At 42.5% G+C, this 21,032-nt stretch carries 7 protein-coding genes and 1 pseudogene; 1 reads left to right on the top strand and 7 read right to left on the bottom strand.

The features are described from left to right. Window positions 1-1,739 precede the first annotated feature (1,739 nt). Entirely contained in the window at window positions 1,740-7,151 is a 5,412-nt protein-coding gene (locus V7K60_RS03190) for a trifunctional serine/threonine-protein kinase/ATP-binding protein/sensor histidine kinase (protein WP_334922876.1), read from the bottom strand. Window positions 7,152-7,455: 304 nt separating this feature from the next. Between V7K60_RS03190 and V7K60_RS03185 the strand changes: the two genes are divergently transcribed. After that, complete coding sequence (locus tag V7K60_RS03185) at window positions 7,456-8,871, top strand: folate/biopterin family MFS transporter (protein WP_334922874.1); 1,416 nt, start codon at window positions 7,456-7,458, stop codon at window positions 8,869-8,871. 97 nt (window positions 8,872-8,968) lie between these two features. Here the strand turns inward: V7K60_RS03185 and V7K60_RS03180 are convergent, their stop codons facing one another. The 6 genes and pseudogenes from V7K60_RS03180 to V7K60_RS03155 all read right to left on the bottom strand — a co-directional run bounded on the left by V7K60_RS03180 (window position 8,969) and on the right by V7K60_RS03155 (window position 20,908). Next, a complete protein-coding gene (locus V7K60_RS03180) occupies window positions 8,969-10,153 on the bottom strand; it encodes a universal stress protein (RefSeq protein ID WP_334922872.1) in 1,185 nt (394 codons plus the stop codon). A 109-nt stretch (window positions 10,154-10,262) separates the two neighbouring features. Continuing rightward, window positions 10,263-10,865 (bottom strand): K(+)-transporting ATPase subunit C, encoded by a 603-nt coding sequence (gene kdpC, locus V7K60_RS03175; protein ID WP_334922870.1) that lies wholly within the window; start codon window positions 10,863-10,865, stop codon window positions 10,263-10,265. A gap of 327 nt (window positions 10,866-11,192) precedes the next feature. Further along, window positions 11,193-13,298 carry a potassium-transporting ATPase subunit KdpB gene (kdpB, locus tag V7K60_RS03170; RefSeq protein ID WP_334922868.1) on the bottom strand — a complete coding sequence of 702 codons (2,106 nt, stop codon included), beginning with the start codon at window positions 13,296-13,298 and terminating at the stop codon, window positions 11,193-11,195. A gap of 434 nt (window positions 13,299-13,732) precedes the next feature. Next, entirely contained in the window at window positions 13,733-15,418 is a 1,686-nt protein-coding gene (gene kdpA, locus V7K60_RS03165) for a potassium-transporting ATPase subunit KdpA (protein ID WP_334922867.1), read from the bottom strand. Between the two features lie 207 nt (window positions 15,419-15,625). Further along, window positions 15,626-15,817, bottom strand: a pseudogene (locus V7K60_RS03160) (tyrosine-type recombinase/integrase); the annotation flags it as partial. Window positions 15,818-16,207: 390 nt separating this feature from the next. Beyond that, entirely contained in the window at window positions 16,208-20,908 is a 4,701-nt protein-coding gene (locus V7K60_RS03155; RefSeq protein ID WP_334922865.1) for a beta strand repeat-containing protein, read from the bottom strand. Window positions 20,909-21,032 lie beyond the last annotated feature (124 nt).

Raw genomic sequence — 21,032 nt, 5'->3', positions numbered from 1 at the left:
TAATGTTGTTTAAAGACACACAGAAATCGCCGAGAATTAATGCTTTCGACATACTTTTATGTCACCCTTGAGGGCTAGCAATTTTCTCGAAGATTTACCCTATTGATAAGCTTATAAGTAGGACTTATTTGACTGACTTAAAAAAGGCAGGAGGTGAGGCAGCCCCCGTCTTGGCGGTTCCCGTCGATAGCACAGCGTTAGCGAGTCTTCTCCCAAGGGGAGACGCTAAGAGCGAACGAGCGTCTGGGGGACTGCCGAACCCGTTCGCGTAGCGTCTCCGACAGGAGAAGGGCAGGAGGTTCAAAGTTAAATTCTTTACCTATTCCCTATTCCCTTTTTCATCCGTTATTTATGTACGCGTTAATAATGCTAGTTACGACTATCTAAGTCTTAAGCACTGTACATATTTATGAGCGTGTATTTAGGAAAACACATGGTTTCACGCTTTTTTATCATCCTTGATCCGCAGATCAACCCAGCCATCACTGACAAAGTGTCAAAAAATCAAGCTTGAATGCCTAAAACCCACACTTCATATTTTTTATCAAAGCGTAAGCCCTACTGTCGTAAATATAGAGAATAATTCACTTCCGATAGGGAAATAATTTTTATGCAGTCGTTGTGGGCTATTGCCCGTGGGTGTGTAGCTTAAAAATAGGGAACATCTAAATAACACTTTGATAACCATATCTGAATATTTACTGACATGTCCACACTTAAAGACATATCTTTGCATACTCTTCATATTATTTGCTAACCAGTATAATGTCAGTAGTTATCTTTATGTATTCTTCATATCTTAATAGCCACTAACGAGTCAAATGCAGCAGCTAAACAGCAGCTAGACAGTTGTTTGATCTGCTCGTGTAGCGTGTCGTCCCCCTAATAGACAAGCAAGCTGTAAAAGTTTTTCAAACCTGGGGTTATAGTGCGAGGTTCTGACGACGAGTTACAGGAGTTGAAAGCGATGCCTACGGCAACCCGTTCGCGTAGCGTCTCCGACAGGAGAAGCGGGAATGCACTGGAGCATTGGCACGTTATTAAGAGCTACTTAGGGATAACTATCTCCTCAAAACATACTCCCGTGGCGTAAGTTTAGCCCGTCGTAGACATCGCCCAGAAACTACTGAGGACAGTGTATCTGAAACTGGATTATATTGGTAGATTTTGAACAAAAATAGATTTTTATTCAAAAAAATAGTCGCCAGGGAATGAAGGCGTATTAAATAATGGATTTCTTTGACCATGCCAATTTGAAAAAAGAATGCAATATCAATATATAGATAAAACTCCTCCTCAAGATATCAGGGAGAGTGCACGTTATGGTTAGCAAAATTTTTTTAAATTGGCATCAGTATAGTATTCATAGAGGTGGTAGTAGAGGTCAACTAGTAATTGTAGATATGGAAATTTATTGTCCTTCACTTAATTAATTCTTCATGATGTGGTAGAACCGATCCGTCGTTCACGGCTGGGTGCATTGCGAATCCCCATTGTCAAAGGTAGTGGTGGATCTCTGCACGCGATCTGTTGAAGATCGTTATTGGCGTAATACACGAACTCTGATTATTTCAAGGCTCGTGCGATCGCAAGCTAAGAGCTCGACTGCACATCACTGCCAATGCAAGGATTCTTCTAGGTTAACCACCTTGTATGGTAATTTCTGAGATTGCTAAATAGAAGCAGTAGCGAATTCTATTCGCCCAATACTTTTAAAACATCCTCTTAGCTAGGTAGAGTTAAAATACTGGAATCTCAATCACAAATTCTGTTCCTTCGCCAAGTACAGAACTGCAACTCAAGCTTCCATCATGGGTTTCCTCAACAATTTGACGAGCGATCGCTAATCCTAATCCTGTTCCTTTGCCAACCTCTTTCGTTGTAAACAAGTGGTCAAAGATCCGCGATCTAATCTCCTCTGGCATCCCCTGACCGTTATCTTTAATGCGAATTATTACCGTTTGTTCGTCAATGGATACTTCAGTTTTAATCAGTATTTGCTGATGTTCTGCTTGCACTTGGGCAAAAGAACGCCCCTCAATGGATGCATCTAAGGTATCAATTGCATTTGCAAGGATATTCATAAATACTTGATTTAGCTGTCCTAAAAAGCACTTGACATCTGGTAATTTTTCGTATTCAGTGATGACTTCGATTGCTGGACGTTTTTCGTTAGCTTTGAGGCGATACTTCAAAATTAACAGGGTACTCTCAATCCCTTCATGGAGGTTACAAGCAACTTTTTCAGCTGTATCGGCTCTGGAGAAGGTGCGGAGACTGATACTAATATCTTTAATCCGTTCTGAAGCCACCTTCATCGAACTTACTAGCTTTGGTAAATCTTCAATCAAGAATTCTAGGTCAATTTCTTTGCCATGCTCAATGACTGCGATCGCAGGAGTGGGATAATGTTGTTTAAACAATTGGATATGGGCGAGTAAGTCTTGAGTATACTCTTCGGCATTGTAGAGGCTACCTTCAAGAAATCCAATGGGATTATTGATTTCATGTGCCACACCTGCAACCAAATTGCCCAAGGTTGCCATTTTTTCGTTTTGCACCATTTGTAATTGGGCTTGCTCAAGTTCTTGCAGCGATCGCTCTAGTTGATGAGCATAATTTTGGTATTCTTGATAAAGATGGGCATTCTCTAGAGAGATGGCGGCTTGAGCGCATAGCAGTTGGATAACTTCGGTGCGATCGCGAGTAAATGCAGCAATTGTCAGCAGATTTTCTAGATATAGCAGCCCGATGATTTTCCCCTGATTTAATATTGGCGTACACAACACACTCTTAGGTTTTTGCTGCATGAAATATGGGTCAGCGATAAAATCAGTTTGTGCTGTTGCATCATCCAGTACAACAGTTTTTAAGCTGTGTTTGACAAAGTTCACCAGTGTAATCGGAATGTCTTCACTGGTTGACAATGGTACAGATAATAGGGTGACTCCTTCATTAATAGTGGCTATGGCTTCAACCACTAAATTTTCCTGTTGGAGCATCAGCAGTGCCACTTTTTGTGCCCCAGCATTTTCCATCACCACTTGCAACAGAGTAGTGAGTAATTGCTCTAATTTAATTTCACTGGAGAGAGCTTGTGAAGCTTTCAAAATAGTGGACAAATCGAGGGCTTCCGAAATACTGCTGCTAGAAAGGTTTGTGTGGATGGTTTTATTTGGGAATGATAATGTATCGATAGTTGAACTCAGTTTAAAGTGATTAAGTTGCCCTTGTAAAATGGGAGTAAGCAGTTGAGGATAGCGTTTTTCTAAGTCTTCAGTTTTGGCTTTAGCGCCCCAACGGGCATAACAGTAATAAGCTTCTTGCATATAAACTTGGGCAATTTTTTCTTTGCCCCAGTCGAGGTAGAACTTGGCAGCTAATTCATTGCTCAAGGCTTCTTCTTGAATATATTCATTTTCTTTAGCAAGAGAAATGGCGCGATCGTAGAATTCCATTGCTTTGTTTTTTTGCAGCAAAATCCGCTGCCGTTCTGCTTCGACTAAATAAAATTTGTGTTGATGATTCATTGGGGCATGATGCGCCCATTTTTTCAGCTTTTTCTGATGGGATGTGACTTTTTTAAGAATCTGTTTTTGCTCGTTAGCCGTTGCTGTTGAATAGAGAATCAGTTGGGTTAGCGCCTGATAAAAATAAACTATTGGTACAACTGCTGCCGATGTTACCCCATCTAAATAGGTTATTGCATTAATTGCTGCCTCAGCTGCTCTGGCATAATTTTCAAACAGATAGCAAAGTATCAGTTCATTGGCATAGCTAAAGTTTAATCCAGTGCGATCACCTGCTTGCTTTTGTAATGGACGAATAGTTTGGGCATCATAAACAGCACCTGATAAGTAACTGGGATCAGTAGATTGTCCTAACAAATTCAAGATGGTTTGACGAAATGAATTAATATATGTCTGAGGTTTTTCTTGTCTAAAATTGCTGTAAACTTCAGCATAGTCACCCATCTGTTTTTCTAACTCAGCCAATTCCTGCCCGATAAAGTATCCATGAAAACTACGGACATAGCTAGCCCAAGCCGCATATTCAATATCTCCAGTTTCTAAACCCACTTGATAAGCTTCGATTAACGGTGCAATTGTGTCTTTAAGGGGTTGATGCCAGTGATTAATAAATGTTTGAACAATGAAGAAAGTTCTAGCTTTGAATTCTTTACTATGGAATTTTTCGAGAACTTGTAATGCTAATTGGCCAAATTTATAACCTGTCTGAATATTTCCCAGAATGCCACACTCAATCAATCCATACCAAGCATAGCCAAATGCAGATGCTGCTGCATTGCCGTACTGCATCGATAAATTGACTTCGCTCAAGATTATTGGTGGCAGTAAATCTGGACGAGCAATATAAGCCGTTGAATTCGTACTAGCCAAAATTCGGATTGCTGCTAGTTGTTTGTCCCCCGTCATATTAGGTGAATCAATCAAACTTAAAGGGGATTTACCTAAAAATCGTAATTTTGTTTGGGCTAGACTGAGTAATGTTTGTGTTTTATTCGCTTGGTGAGATAGTTTAACACCTAAGAGATTTAGCAGTGCGATCGCAGTCCGAATCGAATCATCAAAACGACTCTGAGCTAAATAAGATTGGATTTGAATCTCAATCGATTTCACCCGATCTATTAAGACTTTAGCATTTTGTTGTACTTGCTCAACAAACTCTTCTACCCAGTCAAACTGACCCATAAGATAAGCAGCTGAAGCAGCTTCTTCATACAAGGCTAATGTGAGTGAATACTGTTGTTGCCAGCTATCTGCTCTCAATAGCTGAATACCGCAACTGATATATTCTATTGCATTCGTATAGGCAGTGGATAGTTTGGCTTTTTGCCCAGCCAGCAAATTTAACTCTGCTAATTGATCTCGGTCAGATTGTCGATTGATTAGCTTTACACCAATATTTAACTGATTAACAATCTCAAAAATTCTCTCTTCCTGCTTTTTAATTGGTATTTTACCTAATAGCAATTGGCCAATTTGCAGATGGATGGATTGTTTTTTTGACTCTGGGATCAACGTATAAGCTGCTTGTTGAATGCGATCGTGTAAAAATTTATAGTTTACAGTTAGCGCATTTTGTACTAAATCCTGTGTTTCCCGCCCAACATAGAATTTGTAAACTTCACTTTGAGGCAAGATTAATCCCTCTTGTAATGCTTTCCAGAGAAATGTTGCTGTTTCGGTTTCAGAATTTTCAGAAACAATTGCCAATGTTGCCAAATCAAATTGATTACCAATACAAGCTGCTAATTTCAAAACATTTTGCGTTGATTCTGGTAATTTTCGCAACTGTAACACCATAAAATCAACCACATCATCTGTCAGTGCTAACGCCTTGATTTGGGCAATATTACACTGCCAGCTTCCGCTATTTAAATCAAATTTAATTAGCTGGTCTTGATGCAGTGCTTTGAAAAATTGCGTGCTAAAAAATGGATTACCTTTGGTTTTATGATATACTAACTGTGTTAATATTTCTGTAGTTTCTAGCGAACAGTTTAGAGTATCGGCAACCAGTTGATTTAAACTGGCTTCACTCAGCGTTGCTAATGTAATTTTGTTAATAGTAGCATTAACTTTGGCAATTTCATCTAATGTCAACATCAATGGATGGGCAGCAGAAACTTCATTATCCCGATAAGCTCCAATTAATAATAAATATCTTGAGTTTGACTCATTCATTAGTAACTGGATTAACTTCATTGATGCTGAATCTGCCCACTGCATGTCATCTAAAAAAATGACTAGGGGATGTTCTTTGGTAGTGAATACTTGAATAAACCTTTGTAATAATAAATTAAACCGATTCTGGGCTGCGTTTGGTGAAAGTTCTGTTGCAGGTGGTTGTTGACCAATAATTTGTTCTAATTCGGGAATTACCTCAAGAATGACTTGCCCCTGATCCCCCAGCACTTGTAAAATTTTATTTTTCCAAGTTGACAAATGGACATCACTTTCACTCAGCAATTGCCTCATTAAGTCTCGAAACGCCTGTACAAAAGCAAAGAAGGGAATATTACGATTAAATTGGTCAAATTTGCCTTTAATGAAGTAGCCCCGTTGCCGGACAATGGGTTTGTGAATCTCGTTAACAATTGCTGTTTTACCAATACCAGAAAAACCAGCTACCAGCATTAGTTCTGTCTGATTGTTGCTAACGCGTTCAAATGCTTTGAGCAGAGTTTCAACTTCATGTTCACGACCATAGAGTTTTTCTGGGATAATAAAGCGATCGCACACATCCCGTTGAGCAATTGGGAAACTTACAATTTTCCCCGTTGACTTCAGTTGAGCCAAACAATTTTCTAAATCATATTTTAGCCCGAATGCACTCTGATAGCGGTCTTCAGCATTTTTTGCCATCAGTTTCATCACGATGTCACACAGAACTTGAGGAGTCTGTCCCCTGTCCCCCAAAAGTGGTGGAAGTTTGGCAATATGACAATGTACCAATTCCATCGGATCGTGCGACTGAAACGGTAATTCTCCTGATAGCAACTCATAAAAAGTTACACCCAAAGAATAAAAATCAGTACGGTAATCAATCCCCCGATTCATTCGTCCAGTTTGCTCTGGAGACAAATAGCCAAGTGTCCCTTCTAATACATTAGGACTCATCAGGATTTGAGTTTCCCGTGGCAGCAGAGATGCAATACTAAAGTCAATTAACTTAACTTCTTTAGTTTCTGGATTAATTAAAACATTGGCGGGTTTAATATCTTTGTGAATGATCCGATGATGAATTAGAATATCTAATGCATCACACAGAGCGATCACTATTTGTAAAAACTCTTGTAAAGACCTGACATCTAGCGTCTGGTAAGAAGCAAAATAATCTTTGAGACAAATCCCACCAAAATCTTCCATCACCAACGCATAACCATTTTGATACGCCTCCAGACTGTAGGTTTGGACGATCGCAGATGAGTTAAGATTTTTGGCAATTGTGTACTGATTGCGAAACTGCAACAGATCGCTGAAACTGGGATATGAATTTTTTAGCAGTTTAATTACTACAGGTAATGAGTCAGTTTCTCGATACCCCCGATAAACTAGAGTTCTGGAACCATTGTAGATTTCTTTAGTTATGTCGTATCCGGGAATACTGACCATGCTGCTGACCATACTGCTAAACCCTGGTGATTTCTGAATTTATTGTTCCCAAATCAGTAACGCCAGTTTATGTGTGTCTTTTGAGACAACTCACAGGGGCAGATCATCGCAGCAGATATAACTGTATTTGATGTCCCAAATTCAAAGGCGAATAGCCGTTCAGAAACGAGAACATCTTGCTAGAAGAAAGAAAAGTTGTTAGAAAAGCCTTAAATAATACTCAAAGAAGAAACAAAAGGAAAAAGGTGAGAAAAAACCCACCTCCTCAGAATCGATATGATAGAAAAGTAAACAAAATTTAAAAAATATTTATCGAATGGTAGATCAATCATTTGGCTTGTCCAAGGTCAAAGACTCAATAACACAAAAACTCTTCTTGGGTAATGAACCAAATGCGGAGTTAATTGCAATTCTCACCGTTTACTTTGTCCAAGGAATTTTAGGGCTATCGCGTCTAGCCGTTAGCTTTTTTCTCAAAGATGAACTACTCCTGAGTCCAGTCCAGGTATCGGCGCTATTGGGAATTGTCTTCCTACCTTGGATGATCAAGCCTGTGTTTGGTTTTATCTCTGATGGCTTGCCTATATTTGGCTATCGTCGCCGTCCTTACTTGATTTTATCCGGGATATTGGGAACTGCTTCTTGGATCAGTCTGGCCACAATAGTTCATACTAGCTGGGCAGCTACATTAACGATTGCTCTAGGTTCTCTCTCCGTCGCCATGAGTGATGTCATCGTTGACTCGCTGGTTGTGGAACGAGCCAGAGGCGAATCGCAAGCAAAAGCCGGTTCACTACAATCTCTGTGCTGGGGTGCTTCTGCGATCGGAGGTTTAATAACAGCTTACTGTAGCGGTTTGCTGCTCCAATACTTTACTACCCGTACCGTCTTTGGAATTACCGCTTTATTTCCTCTGATCGTTTCAGGGGTAGCTTGGTTAATTGCTGAGTCCCCCGTTAGCCAAGATGCTCAAGATAGTAATCAGACTAACCCTTTACCAATCAAACATCAACTGGGGCAGCTACGCCAAGCCATTAGCCAAAAAACAATTTGGCTACCAACGGTGTTTATCTTCATTTGGCAAGCTACCCCAAATGCTGACTCAGCCTTTTTCTACTTCGCTACCAACGAACTCCACTTTGAACCAGAATTTTTGGGGCGAGTCAACTTGGTGGGAAGTTTCGCTTCTTTGGCAGGTGTTTGGATTTTTCAACGTTTCCTCAAAAGCATCCCTTTTCGCGTGATTTTTGCTTGGAGTACTGTCCTTTCGTCAATTTTGGGGATGACGATGCTGTTGTTGGTGACTCACACAAACAGGCTATTAGGTATAGATGACCACTGGTTTAGTTTGGGTGATAGCCTGATTCTGACTGTGATGGGGAAAATTGCTTTTATGCAAGTGATGGTGCTAACAGCAAGGCTTTGTCCTTCTGGTGTGGAAGCGACATTATTTGCCTTGTTAATGTCAATCTATAATTCAGCCGGAACGGTTTCCCATGCATTCGGGGCATTAATCACGTATTGGCTGGGGATCACCGCAACAAACTTTGAGTCACTTTGGATCTTGGTGGTAATTACTAACCTCAGTACGCTGTTACCCTTACCATTTATCAACTGGCTACCTGCTGCTGATGAGCAAACTGAAACACCCAAAAATGAGGAACAATCATTTTCGCCTGATTTGATGTCTGAGTTGGTACTGAGAGAACCAAAGTCGGAAATATTAGAATAGTGTAATACAGCAGTTTTCAAGTAGATGAGGTACAAAGTGCAGGACTCATGCATCAGACACAAAGAGTTTCACTTCTTTCCTCCTGCCTCCTGCCTCCCTATTTGGATAAAACTATTTTTTCACTGGCAATAATATGCAAATCGATGTTTTTGAGCAAGCGTACCAATTTTTGCGTCAAAGATCCTTTGAGGAGCATTTGCCAGCGCGATCGCTGACTCTCACCAATTACAATTTGGGTAATCCGATGTTTCTCAGCAATTTCAGCGATCGCATTGGCGATATTACTGTTGGTAACACGAAGAAAAGTACCTTCAAATTCTTTACAAAGTTTCTCACAAGTGTGGATGTGTAAGCTTTCCTCTTTGGTGAGGAAGCGTTCTGGATCGGCAACGAACAAGGTATAAAGCGGCGCGTTCATATAGTTAGCCAACCTCGCACCCCGGCGTAACAATTGCACTGAGTTGGGATAAGTGGAAACACATACCAAAACCCGCTCGTGAATATTACAGAATTGTCCGTTGGGAGTAGAGGCGATCGCATTTTCTTCCACGTTGTCTGCCACTTCCCGCAAAGCCAACTCCCGCAAAGCAATCAGGTTACGGCGTTGGAAAAAATTATCGAGGGATTGTTGGATTTTGGGCTGTGCATAAATCTTGCCTTCTAATAACCGTTCTTGCAGCGTTTCCGGTGTGACATCTACTACCACTATTTCATCTGCTTCATCCATAATCCTGTCAGGAACCCGCTCACGGACTACCACACCTGTAATTCTGGCTACTAGATCGTTGAGACTTTCCAAATGTTGCACATTCATTGTGGAGTAGACATCAATCCCGGCTGCCAAAATTACTTCTACATCTTCGTAGCGCTTTTCGCGTGGAGAACCAGGGACATTGGTATGGGCAAGTTCATCGATTAAAACTAATTGGGGCGTAGACGCAAAGCGGCTTGTCGCCAGACATCGCTTTAAAATAGCATCTGTATCCATATCCGTCAGCGTCAACTCACCGCGAGGATATTGCTTACGGGGTATAATTTCCAGTCCCTCTGCCTTTTGGGCTGTCTCCTTACGTCCGTGGGTTTCCAAAAGCCCAACGACAACATCAATTCCTTCCTGTTTGAATGCGTGTCCCTCTTCCAGCATTCGGTAGGTTTTGCCTACTCCAGGAGCCATGCCAATAAAGATTTTATGTTTACCCCGTCGTCGTGCTGGATAAAGCGAGTAACTTGCAGAATCTAAAGGCGCATTCCCAGCCGAACCAATATTAGTATTATCTGACATTTATAGCACTCCTATTGCATAGGAAAACCATCATTGCCAATGCCCCATACTTCGACTTACCTCGGCTCCGCTCGGCACGAGTCGCTCAGTACAAGTGCTCCATGCCCATTTACTGATTTTGCTGACGATTAATATCTTGCAAATCAAGAGCATAATTCAATCGGAGAACATTGACTCCCGGTTCGCCAAAAATCCATAAAAATCTGCCATCAGTATACTTATTAATTAAACGTAGGATATCCTCTTCTTTTACTCCCCGCGCACCAGCAACCCGTGTCAATTGCTGCCGTGCTGCTTTAAAGGAAATATGCGGGTCTAAACCAGAACCAGAGGTATAAATTATATCAGCTATCGGTTTAAGATTTTCCTCTTGTAATTTATCTGCCTCTTCTAAAATCCGCTTCAGTAGTTCTGGATTGCTGGCAGCGAGATTACTAGCTCCAGATATGCCAGTTGGCTTGGCTTTTTTCCCTTGGCTATATCTAACAGTACTAGGACGAGAATGGAAATATCGCTCAGATGTAAACACCTGACCGATTAAAGCAGAACCAATTGGTTCATTATTTAGATTCCGCATGATACTGCCATTAGCTTGATAGGGCAAAAAAACTTGGCCCACTACAAGAATTACCAGCGGATAGATGATTGCAGTCAACAACCAAAGCATTAGAGTTATAAAAATTGCTCTGATGGTTTCTCGAATAATAGCCATAAAAAGTTTTCCAATTGCGCCTAGAATTTAATTTTTAATTTTTAATTCTTTTGCCCACTTAGCAGGAAATTACAACATGCTTTAGCAACAGCATAAATAACTAAGGCAGTTACCACATTCAAGCACAGCAGAATAAAAATAGCGAGTGGTAGATACTGTTTATGCCATTGCGACTAAACAAAGGATATCGCCAAAGCAGTGCTGAGTGAAAACGATGTTTATTCATATTCTTCTTGTTCCCCCTGTCAACAGGTAAAAGTAAAAATGTTTATTATTTTACTTTGGTCAAGATGCACTCGTTTGCCAGCGTCTCTACTTTTGCTATCCTTAAGCCAAGCCCACAAGTGTAATCAGTACATCGATCAATTTAATTGCAATAAACGGCGCAATCACCCCACCTAATCCGTAAATTAAGATATTGCGTTGGAGTAACTGATTAGCTGTGAGCGGTCTAAACCGCACTCCCTTTAATGCCAAGGGAATCAAAGCGGGAATAATCAAAGCATTATAGATCAGCGCTGAGAGTACAGCAGATTTAGGGCTAGTCAAATTCATAATATTCATGCTTTGCAGATTAGCAGCGACAAATATCACTGGGATAATTGCAAAGTATTTAGCAATATCATTAGCGATGGAAAATGTCGTCAATGCCCCGCGAGTAATCAACAATTGTTTACCAATACCAATGATATCGAGCAGCTTTGTGGGATCGGAGTCCAAATCGACCATGTTAGCGGCTTCTTTTGCCGCTTGCGTTCCTGTATTCATCGCCACACCGACGTTAGCTTGGGCTAATGCTGGAGCATCGTTAGTTCCATCTCCCGTCATGGCCACCAGTTTACCTGCAGCTTGTTCCTGTTTAATGACACTGATTTTGTCTTCTGGTGTGGCTTCGGCAATAAAGTCATCAACCCCAGCTTCTTTGGCAATCACAGAAGCGGTAATTCGGTTGTCTCCAGTTAGCATGATGGTACGCACTCCCATCCTTCGTAGTTGCTCAAAGCGATCGCGGATACCAGGTTTAACTATATCTTTGAGATAAATAATCCCATAGATTTCGTTATCTAGGCTAACTGCTAGGGGTGTACCTCCCAGGCGAGAAACTCGTTCGTAGGCAGCATCCACTTCTGGTGTATCGCGTCCGTTGCGAGAACGGACAAATCCTTTAATGGCTTCTACCGCTCCCTTTCTGGCCTCATACCCGCCAGGTAAGTTCGTGCCACTCATCCGGGTTTTGGCGGAAAAACTGACTCCTTCTGCCTGACTGGAGTCAAAATCAAACTGCGCGCCCAACTTTTCTGCCAGTCGGACAATGGATTTACCTTCTGGTGTATTGTCAAAGACACTAGCTGCCCAGGCAACATTGGCAATTTCCGACATTGAATGACCGTTGAGGGGAATAAACTCTTCCGCCAGACGGTTGCCGAGGGTAATTGTACCTGTTTTGTCGAGAAGTAAAGTGTTGATATCACCACAGGCTTCAACTGCTCGTCCTGATGTGGCAATTACGTTAAATTGGGCAACTCGATCCATACCAGCAATACCGATAGTACTTAGTAAGCCGCCAATGGTGGTAGGAATTAACGCTACTAATAAGGCAATTAAAATTGGGACGCTAACTGGACTGTTGACATAGTAAGCAAGTGCAGGTAAGGTTACTACGACTAACAAAAATACTAAGCTGAGAACTGCTAACAATACCGTAAGGGCAATTTCATTGGGTGTTTTGCTGCGTTCTGCCCCTTCTACCAAGGCAATCATTCGGTCAATAAAGCCTTTGCCTGGGTCAGTAGTGATACGGATAATTAGTTCATCTGAGATAATCCGCGTCCCACCAGTGACGGAACTGGCAACATCGGAGCCTGATTCTTTTAATATTGGTGCGGATTCCCCAGTAATTGCCGATTCATCCACTGAGGCAACACCCATGATTACTTCGCCATCGGCGGGGATGATATCGCCAGCAACGACGTAGATGGTATCGCCCTGTTTAAGGCTGGTGGATGAAACTTCACTAATTGTGCCATCGGCAGCAAGTTTTTTAGCGATCGCCTCTAACTTTGTTAACCGCAAGGCATCGGCTTGGGCTTTACCCCGTCCTTCTGCCACTGCTTCAGCAAAATTGGCAAACCAAACTGTAAAGAATAAAATCCCCGACAACAAGGCGTTGAAAATTTGCGGGTTCTTTTGCAGGGCTGGGCCAAATAGGTTGGGATCAATCGTTAGCAATAGGATGATGATTGTCCCTACCCAAACTACAAAGATTACTGGATTTTTAATTGCATACTTAGGGTTTAGTTTGACAAAAGCATCTCTAATTGCTCTTAGGTACAGCCACTTATTATTTGCCCTGGTCTTTTTACGTTTTTGGCGGCGATCGCCAGAACGAGAACTTGGGCGTCTAGCTTTAAAGTTAGTTGCCACTTGATTCATAAATAAAGTTAGCAGTGAGAAGTTAGGAGTTATAGGAACTTCTAATAAAAAAATATCCAACCTGTAGGATGCGTTAGTAACGCATCCTACGAAACCGGATAATTTATAAAATAACGGCAGGAGCCAGAAAAAAATAAGTATGAATAAAAACTTTATTTCTAAGTAATTACCCAGGTAAAAATAAGATAATAGTACGAGACACGTAGTGCAAGATATAGCTGAGTGCTGTTAGGGGGGCGTTGAGCCAGTGCTGAGTATAAACCTAGTTGCTTCAAAACTTTGAGCAATCAACACTGTCCTAACATATCTGATTACAGCTATATAACCTTTCTTGCTTGAATCTCACCCTTTTAAGTCTGGGTTACTCCTTCCTCCTGCCTCCTGAATTACTTTTTGATATTTTCTTAATTTCAAACTTATAACTCATAACTTTTCTAACTGCCAGATGCTAGTTTTAAACCCTCAGCTATGGGGCCTAAAGCTAGAACGGGAAAGAAAGTTAATACTCCCAAAACCAGTGTTACTCCAGCCGTGATCCCAGTAAATACCAGAGAATCAGTTCTCAGGGTAGCAGGGGTTTCTTGTACTGGTTGTTTGCGAGACATCCCGTCAGCTAGCAGCAGGATGGCAATCATCGGAATGTAGCGTCCTCCGATTAGGCTAACTAAAGTACTCAAGTTCCACCACAGGGTGTTATCCCTCAAGCCCTCTAAGCCCGAACCATTATTTGCTGCTGCTGAGGCATATTCATAAACTACTTGAGAAATACCGTGATAGCCAGAGTTGCTGATTCCAGATAGGGAGATGGGATAAGCCAAAGCGATCGCACTGGGAATCAAAACTAGAATTGGGTGAATCAACAGCACTACACTAGCGAGGACGATTTCCCTTTTTTCAATTTTGCGTCCTAAAAACTCTGGGGTACGTCCTGCCATTAGTCCAGTTAGGAAGACTGTGAGAATTAAGTAAATAAATAAGTAAGCTGTTCCAGTTCCCTGACCACCCCAGATAACCTGGATAAATAAGTTGAAGAGAGTCGAAAATATTCCTTGCGGCATCAAAGAATCGTGCATCCCGTTCACAGCACCAGACATAGTAGCGGTAGTCATCACTGCCCAAAATGCTGTTTGTGCCCAACCAAATCGAACTTCTTTGCCCTCTAAATTGGGCTGTTCAAATCCAAAGGCGGTATTAACCAGGGGATTACCTTGTAGTTCTCCCACGGCTGTAACTCCCACCAGAATCACAAAAATCACAAACACCATCCAAAAAAGTAGCCAAGCTTGTTTGATGTTATTGGCAAATATACCGTAGGTGTAAATCAAAGCTGCTGGGATAGAAATCATGGCGAGCATTTCTATCAAATTAGAAGCGCCATTGGGATTTTCAAAGGGATGTGCTGAGTTGACGCCAAAAAAGCCACCGCCATTCTCGCCCAAAAGTTTGATCGTTTCAAAGGCTGCCACCGGGCCTCTGGCCAGATATTGCGTCCCGCCTTCTAAGGTTCTCACATCCATAGTCCCAGCTAATGTTTGTGGTACACCTGCTACAAGCAAAGCGATCGCGCCAATAATCGAAATCGGCAACAATATTCGCGTAATTCCACGCACGAGATCGACGTAAAAGTTTCCCAGTCTTTTACCCGTCAACCCGCGAATAAAGGCAATTCCCACGGCTAAACCGGTGGCTGCGGAGGTGAACATCAAAAAGCCTAAAGCCGCTACCTGGCTAAAATAGCTTAAGGTTGTCTCACCAGCATAGTGTTGTTGGTCAGTATTCGTTACAAAGGAAATCGTTGTATGCAGCAATACATCCCAACTGATAGCACCGAAGCCGTTTGGATTCCAGGGTAAGAGTCTCTGAAAATATATCAGAAAATACACTGAAATAGCCATAATCGTGTTGCAAAAGATTACGGACCGGATATACTGCCAACCCGTCATGTCATCTTTTCTGCGAACACCCGCAAGTACGAACATACTTCGCTCTATGGGGTTCATTAAAAAATCAAGCAGTGTTTTTTCTCCCAAAAAGACACGCGCTATGTATTTTCCGAATAATGGAGTGATTGCTATGACAATACACAGCGTTAAGCCAATTTGCAAAAAACCTTGTCCCATATATTTCGCGCTAAATTAAATTTAAGTCCTAGCAAGCTAATTTTTAGAAATAACAGATTTTGAGGAATTTACTATTTTCAGTTATCACTATTTTCCAGATACTTGTTCAAGTTTTTGTTAAGAATATTTAATTTTTACTTTTAATTCATCTGTTTAAACTAATTAGGATTATTTGTTTATACAATACATTTTCCAAGTTTGCAGAACTTACGCACTCAGATCCTCCATTGCATTGCTCCCTGACAACATCGACAACGCCGCTACCGCCCCCAATACCTGATGATCACGCACTTCTAAGTATCTCTCTAACTGCTCTAAATTCCGATGCCCTGAGATTTCCTGAATTACCCACAGTGAGATACCAGCGTTACTCATCTGAGTTAAGGCAGTACGTAGAAAGCCTGCGATCTACAGACTAGAACGATTTGACCCCGATTAGTCAGAATTGCTTGAGTGAGATTAGCGTAGCTTGCCGCCGTAGGCATCGCTCCTATATATCTCGAATCACGGCATTAGGGGCGATCGTGGCATTTTGAGAAAATTGTACCTTAACCGCAAAGGCAATGGTCGCAAAATTGATTTAGAAATTGATTTGATTTTGCTGGTACCGAGTGGGTTAGAAATTAATTAAAAATTCTCTTTCGTATTGACAAGTATACAGTTCATTATATCTCTGCAAGAATGGCGATCGCCGCTCAAAATGACTTGCATTGAGCAATCGAATGCGAGGTGCTGAAAATAACACCTCGCAACACACACTGCTTAGTAATGGTAAAACGCTAATGACGATTAAACAACCACAAAATTGTTTTGGGTTAGTGACAATCCAGCAGTAACTAAAGCAAATTTTACCTGAGTATAATCAGATGCACTACCGTCAAGGTCAAAGAATAATGCACCTGTAATATCGTTGTAGATAAATCGCTGTTCACTAGTGGTTGCAGATGTTCCGATGGTAAACTGACTAGCCAAGAGTGAAGGTGTTGACAACCCGCCACCAAAATTATCAGCTGATACCTGAATCAGGTCATCAGTAGCGTTGAAGTCATAAAGACTATCAACACCTTCGTTGTCACTATTGAAAGCAAAGGTATCATTACCATCTCCTCCATAGAGGGTATCATTCCCATCATTACCTGTCAGGATATCATTGCCAAAACCACCATAAAGGATGTTATTACCATCATAATAGCTACCACTTAACGAGTCGTCACCTGTCCCCCCATCTATGGTATCATTGCCATAACTGCCCCCAGAGAGCGTATCATTGCCATTGCTCCCCACAATCGAGTCATCTTGGGATGTACCAGAAATATCTAATCGTTCGATATTCTTGTAGGTAACCAGATTCGCGCCTGTCGTAATTGATCCAATGTTGGTAGTAGGATCGTAAGTTAAAGTGATTCCCTGGCTATCAGCGTCTAAGCTAAAGACCAACGAATCGTCACCTGTTCCTCCATCTACGGCTTGAGTCACTAAGTTAGAAGAGGCAGTAGATCCGATAGACAACTTCAAGGAATCATTGCCATCGCCCCCAAAAAGCAGGTTATCGCCTGATGAACCGTTAGCACTCAAGGTATCGTCACCAGCACCACCGTTGAGGGTGTTTTTGCCATTGGAGCTAGAGACGTCAAAAGAATCATTGCCATCGCCCCCAGAGAGCAGGTTATCGCCTGATGAACCGTTGGCACTCAAGGTATCATCACCAGCACCACCGTTGAGGGTGTTTTTGCCATTGGAGCTAGAGACGTCAAAAGAATCATTGCCATCGCCCCCAGAAAGCAGGTTATCGCCTGATGAACCGTTAGCACTCAAGGTATCATCATCAGCGCCACCGTTGAGGGTGTTATTCCCTGCACCACCACGTAGATAATCGTTGCCACTCAAGCCCTCAATAATGTCATCACCCCCCTGACCATTGATCACATCATCTGAGTTGTCAAAGCCGTTAACATTATTGTTGAGGTCGTTAAGGAAGGTGACTGTGTTCTTGTTGAAAATAGTGCTTTGAGTGGAGTTGGCATCGAAGACATCAAAACTGTCTGTGATGCTAGTTTGCCCATCAAATAGGATATTGCCCAAGTCTACAGTGGCTCCTGTAGATAAGCTTAGGTTATGTAGGTTTTCCAGGGCAAAGTTTTGCAGGATGACTGTGGGACTATACTGCGCTTCAAAGCTGATTTCCAGATTGTTGCCATTCTGGGTCAGCAGCAGATTTTGGGCAGTCAAGCCATCGCCCGAAAATGTTAGAGTGTCCACTTCAGTAATGACTGCTGCTGTGGGGTTTGTTCCTTTACCTACTCCACCGAAATCGGTGATAGTATCACTGCTGAAGTAGCTGTAGACAAATTTATCCTTGCCACCGCCACCTGTGAGGATATCATCGCCATCACCACCTATGAAGTAGTCATCGCCATTACCACCGTTGAGGGTGTTTTTGCCAGATGAGTTAGAGACGTCAAGAGAATCATTGCCATCACCCCCAGAGAGCAGATTATCGCCTGATGAATCGCTAGCAGTCAAGGTATCATCACCAGCGCCACCGTTGAGGGTGTTATCGCCATCATTAGAGTCAGAGAGGTCAAGAGAATCATTGCCATTGTCCCCAGAGAGCAGATTATCGCCTGATGAATTCCTAGCACTCAAGGTATCATCACCAGCGCCACCGTTAAGGGTGTTTTTGCCTTCTGAGCCAGAGACGTTAAGAGAATCATTGCCATCGCCCCCAGACAGCAGGTTATCGCCTTTTGAACCACTAGCACTCAAGGTATCGTCACCAGTGTTACCGTTGAGGGTGTTTTTGCCAGATGAGTCAGAGATGTCAAAAGAATCATTGCCATCGCCCCCAAAAAGCAGGTTATTGCCTGATGAACTACTAGCATTCAAGGTATCGTCACCAGCACCACCGTTGAGGGTGTTATTTCCTGCACCACCACGTAGCAAGTCGTTGCCACTTTTGCCGTCAATGATGTCATCACCCCCCTGACCATTGATCACATCATCTGAGTTGTCAAAACCGTTAACATTATTGTTGAGGTCGTTAAGGAAGGTGACTGTGTTCTTCTTGAAGATAGTGCTTTGAGTGGAGTTGGCATCGAAGACATCAAAGCTGTCTGTGATGCTAGTTTGCCCATCAAACTCGATATTGCCCAAGTCTACAGTGGCTCCTGTAGATAAGCTTAGGTTATCTAGGTTTTCCAAGGCAAAGTTTTGCAGGATAAGTGGGGCACCATCTACCCCTTCAAAGCCGATTTCCAGATTGTTGTCATTCTGGGTCAGCAGCAGATTTCGGGCAGTCAAGCCATCGCCTGAAAATGTTAGAGTGTCCACTTCGGCAATGACTGCTGCTGTGGGGTTTGTTCCTTTACCTATTCCACCGAAATCGGTGATAGTATCACTGCTGTAGTCGGTGACAAATTTATCCTTGCCACCGCCCCCAGAGAGTAGGTTATTGCCTGATGAACCGCTAGTATTCAAGGTATCGTTACCTGCACCACCGTTGAGGGTATTATTGCCCTCTGACCTAGTGGAAAAGGCTGAGCCGGACTCTTGATCAAAAGAGGAGCTGCCAGAAATGTCTAGATAATCATTGCCATCGCCCCCAAAGAGCAGATTATTGCCTGATGAACCGCTAGCATCCAAGGTATCGTCACCAGTACCACCATCGAGGGTATTATTGCCCTTTGACATCTCGTCATGAGAAGAGCCTGTGTACAGGAAGCTGCCAGAGATGTCTAGAGAATCATTGCCATCTCCCCCAGAGAGCAGATTATTGCCTACTGAAGACTCAGCATTCAAGTTATCGTCACCAGCACCACCATTGAGGGTATTATTGCCCATACGATCAATGAGAGTATCATTCCCCGTACCACCCCTCAAAAAGTCGTTGCCATCTTCCCCAGAGAGCAGATTATTGCCTGATGAAGAGTCAACATTCAAGTTATCGTCACCAACGCCACCATTGAGGGTATTATTGCCCATACCACCAATGAGAGTATCATTCCCTGTACCACCTCTCAAAATGTCGTTGCCACTTAAGCCGTCAATGATGTCATCACCCCCCTGACCATTTATGACATCATCTGAGTTGTCAAAGCCGTTAACATTATTGTTGAGGTCATTAAGGAAGGTGACTGTGTTTTTGTTGAAGATAGTGCTTTGGGTGGAGTTGGCATTGAAGACATCAAAGCTGTCTGTGATGCTAGTTTGCCCATCAAACTCGATATTGCCTAAGTCTACAGTGGCTCCTGTAGACAAACTTAGGTTATGTAGGTTTTCCAAGGCAAAGTTTTGCAGGATAACTGGGGCATAATCTACCCCTTGAAAGCTGATTTCCAGATTGTTGCCATTCTGGTTCAGCAGCAGATTTTGGGCAGTCAAGCCATCACCCGAAAATGTTAGGGTGTCCACTTCGGCAATGACTGCTGCTGTGGGGTTTGTTCCTTCACCTACTCCACCGAAATCAGTGATAGTATCACCCTTGTAGCGATAGTCAAAGTAGTAAACAAATTTATCCTTGCCACTGCCACCTGTGAGGATATTGTCATTACCACTTGTGAGGATATCGTCACCAGCACCACCGTTGAGGGTGTTTTTGCCATCGGAACTAGAGACGTCAAGAGAATCATTGCCATCGCCCCCAGAGAGTAGATTATCGCCTGATGAATTCCTAGCACTCAAGCTATCGTCACCAGCGCCACCGTTGAGGGTGTTTTTGCCATCGGAACTAGAGACGTCAAGAGAATCATTGCCATCGCCCCCAGAGAGTAGATTGTCGCCTGATGAATTCCTAGCACTCAAGCTATCGTCACCAGCGCCACCGTTGAGGGTGTTATTCCCTGCACCACCACGTAGATAATCATTGCCACTTAAGCCGTCAATGATGTCATCACCCCCCTGACCATTTATGACATCATCTGAGTTGTCAAAGCCGTTAACATTATTGTTGAGGTCATTAAGGAAGGTGACTGTGTTTTTGTTGAAGATAGTGCTTTGGGTGGAGTTGGCATTGAAGACATCAAAGCTGTCTGTGATGCTAGTTTGCCCATAAAACTCGATATTGCCCAAGTCTACAGTGGCTCCTGTAGACAAACTTAGGTTATCTAGGTTTTCCAAGGCAAAGTTTTGCAGGATAACTGGGGCACCATCTACCCCTTCAAAGCCGATTTCCAGATTGTTGTCATTCTGGGTCAGCTGTAGATTTCGGGCAGTAAAGCGATCATCGCCTGAAAATGTTAGGGTGTCCACTTCGGCAATGACTGCTGCTGTGGGGTTTGTTCCTTTACCTACTCCACCGAAATCGGTGATATCACTGCTGCCGTAGTAATCTAAGGAGTTGTAAACAAATTTATCCTTGCCGTCTCCACCAGTCAAGGTATCGTAGCCAGAGGGATTTGTGATGGTATCGTTGCCTGCTTTACCATTAATAGTATCGTAGTCGTCGCTGCCGACTAGAGAATCATTACCGTTGGTTCCAATGATATCTGCCATAATTTTTATCTACCTAAATCGATTTTTTCAGAAACTTCAGTTGTCAATTTGCAATTTGTGTTGTTTTACAGCTATTTTCAGGTAAATAGACCACGCGGTAGGGGCGCAAGGCCTTGCGCCCCTA

Source organism: Nostoc sp. (assembly GCF_036917555.1).
Lineage (GTDB): Bacteria > Cyanobacteriota > Cyanobacteriia > Cyanobacteriales > Nostocaceae > Nostoc.
Note: the sequence above shows the minus strand (reverse complement) of the source record. Positions and strands in the feature narration are given on the sequence as shown.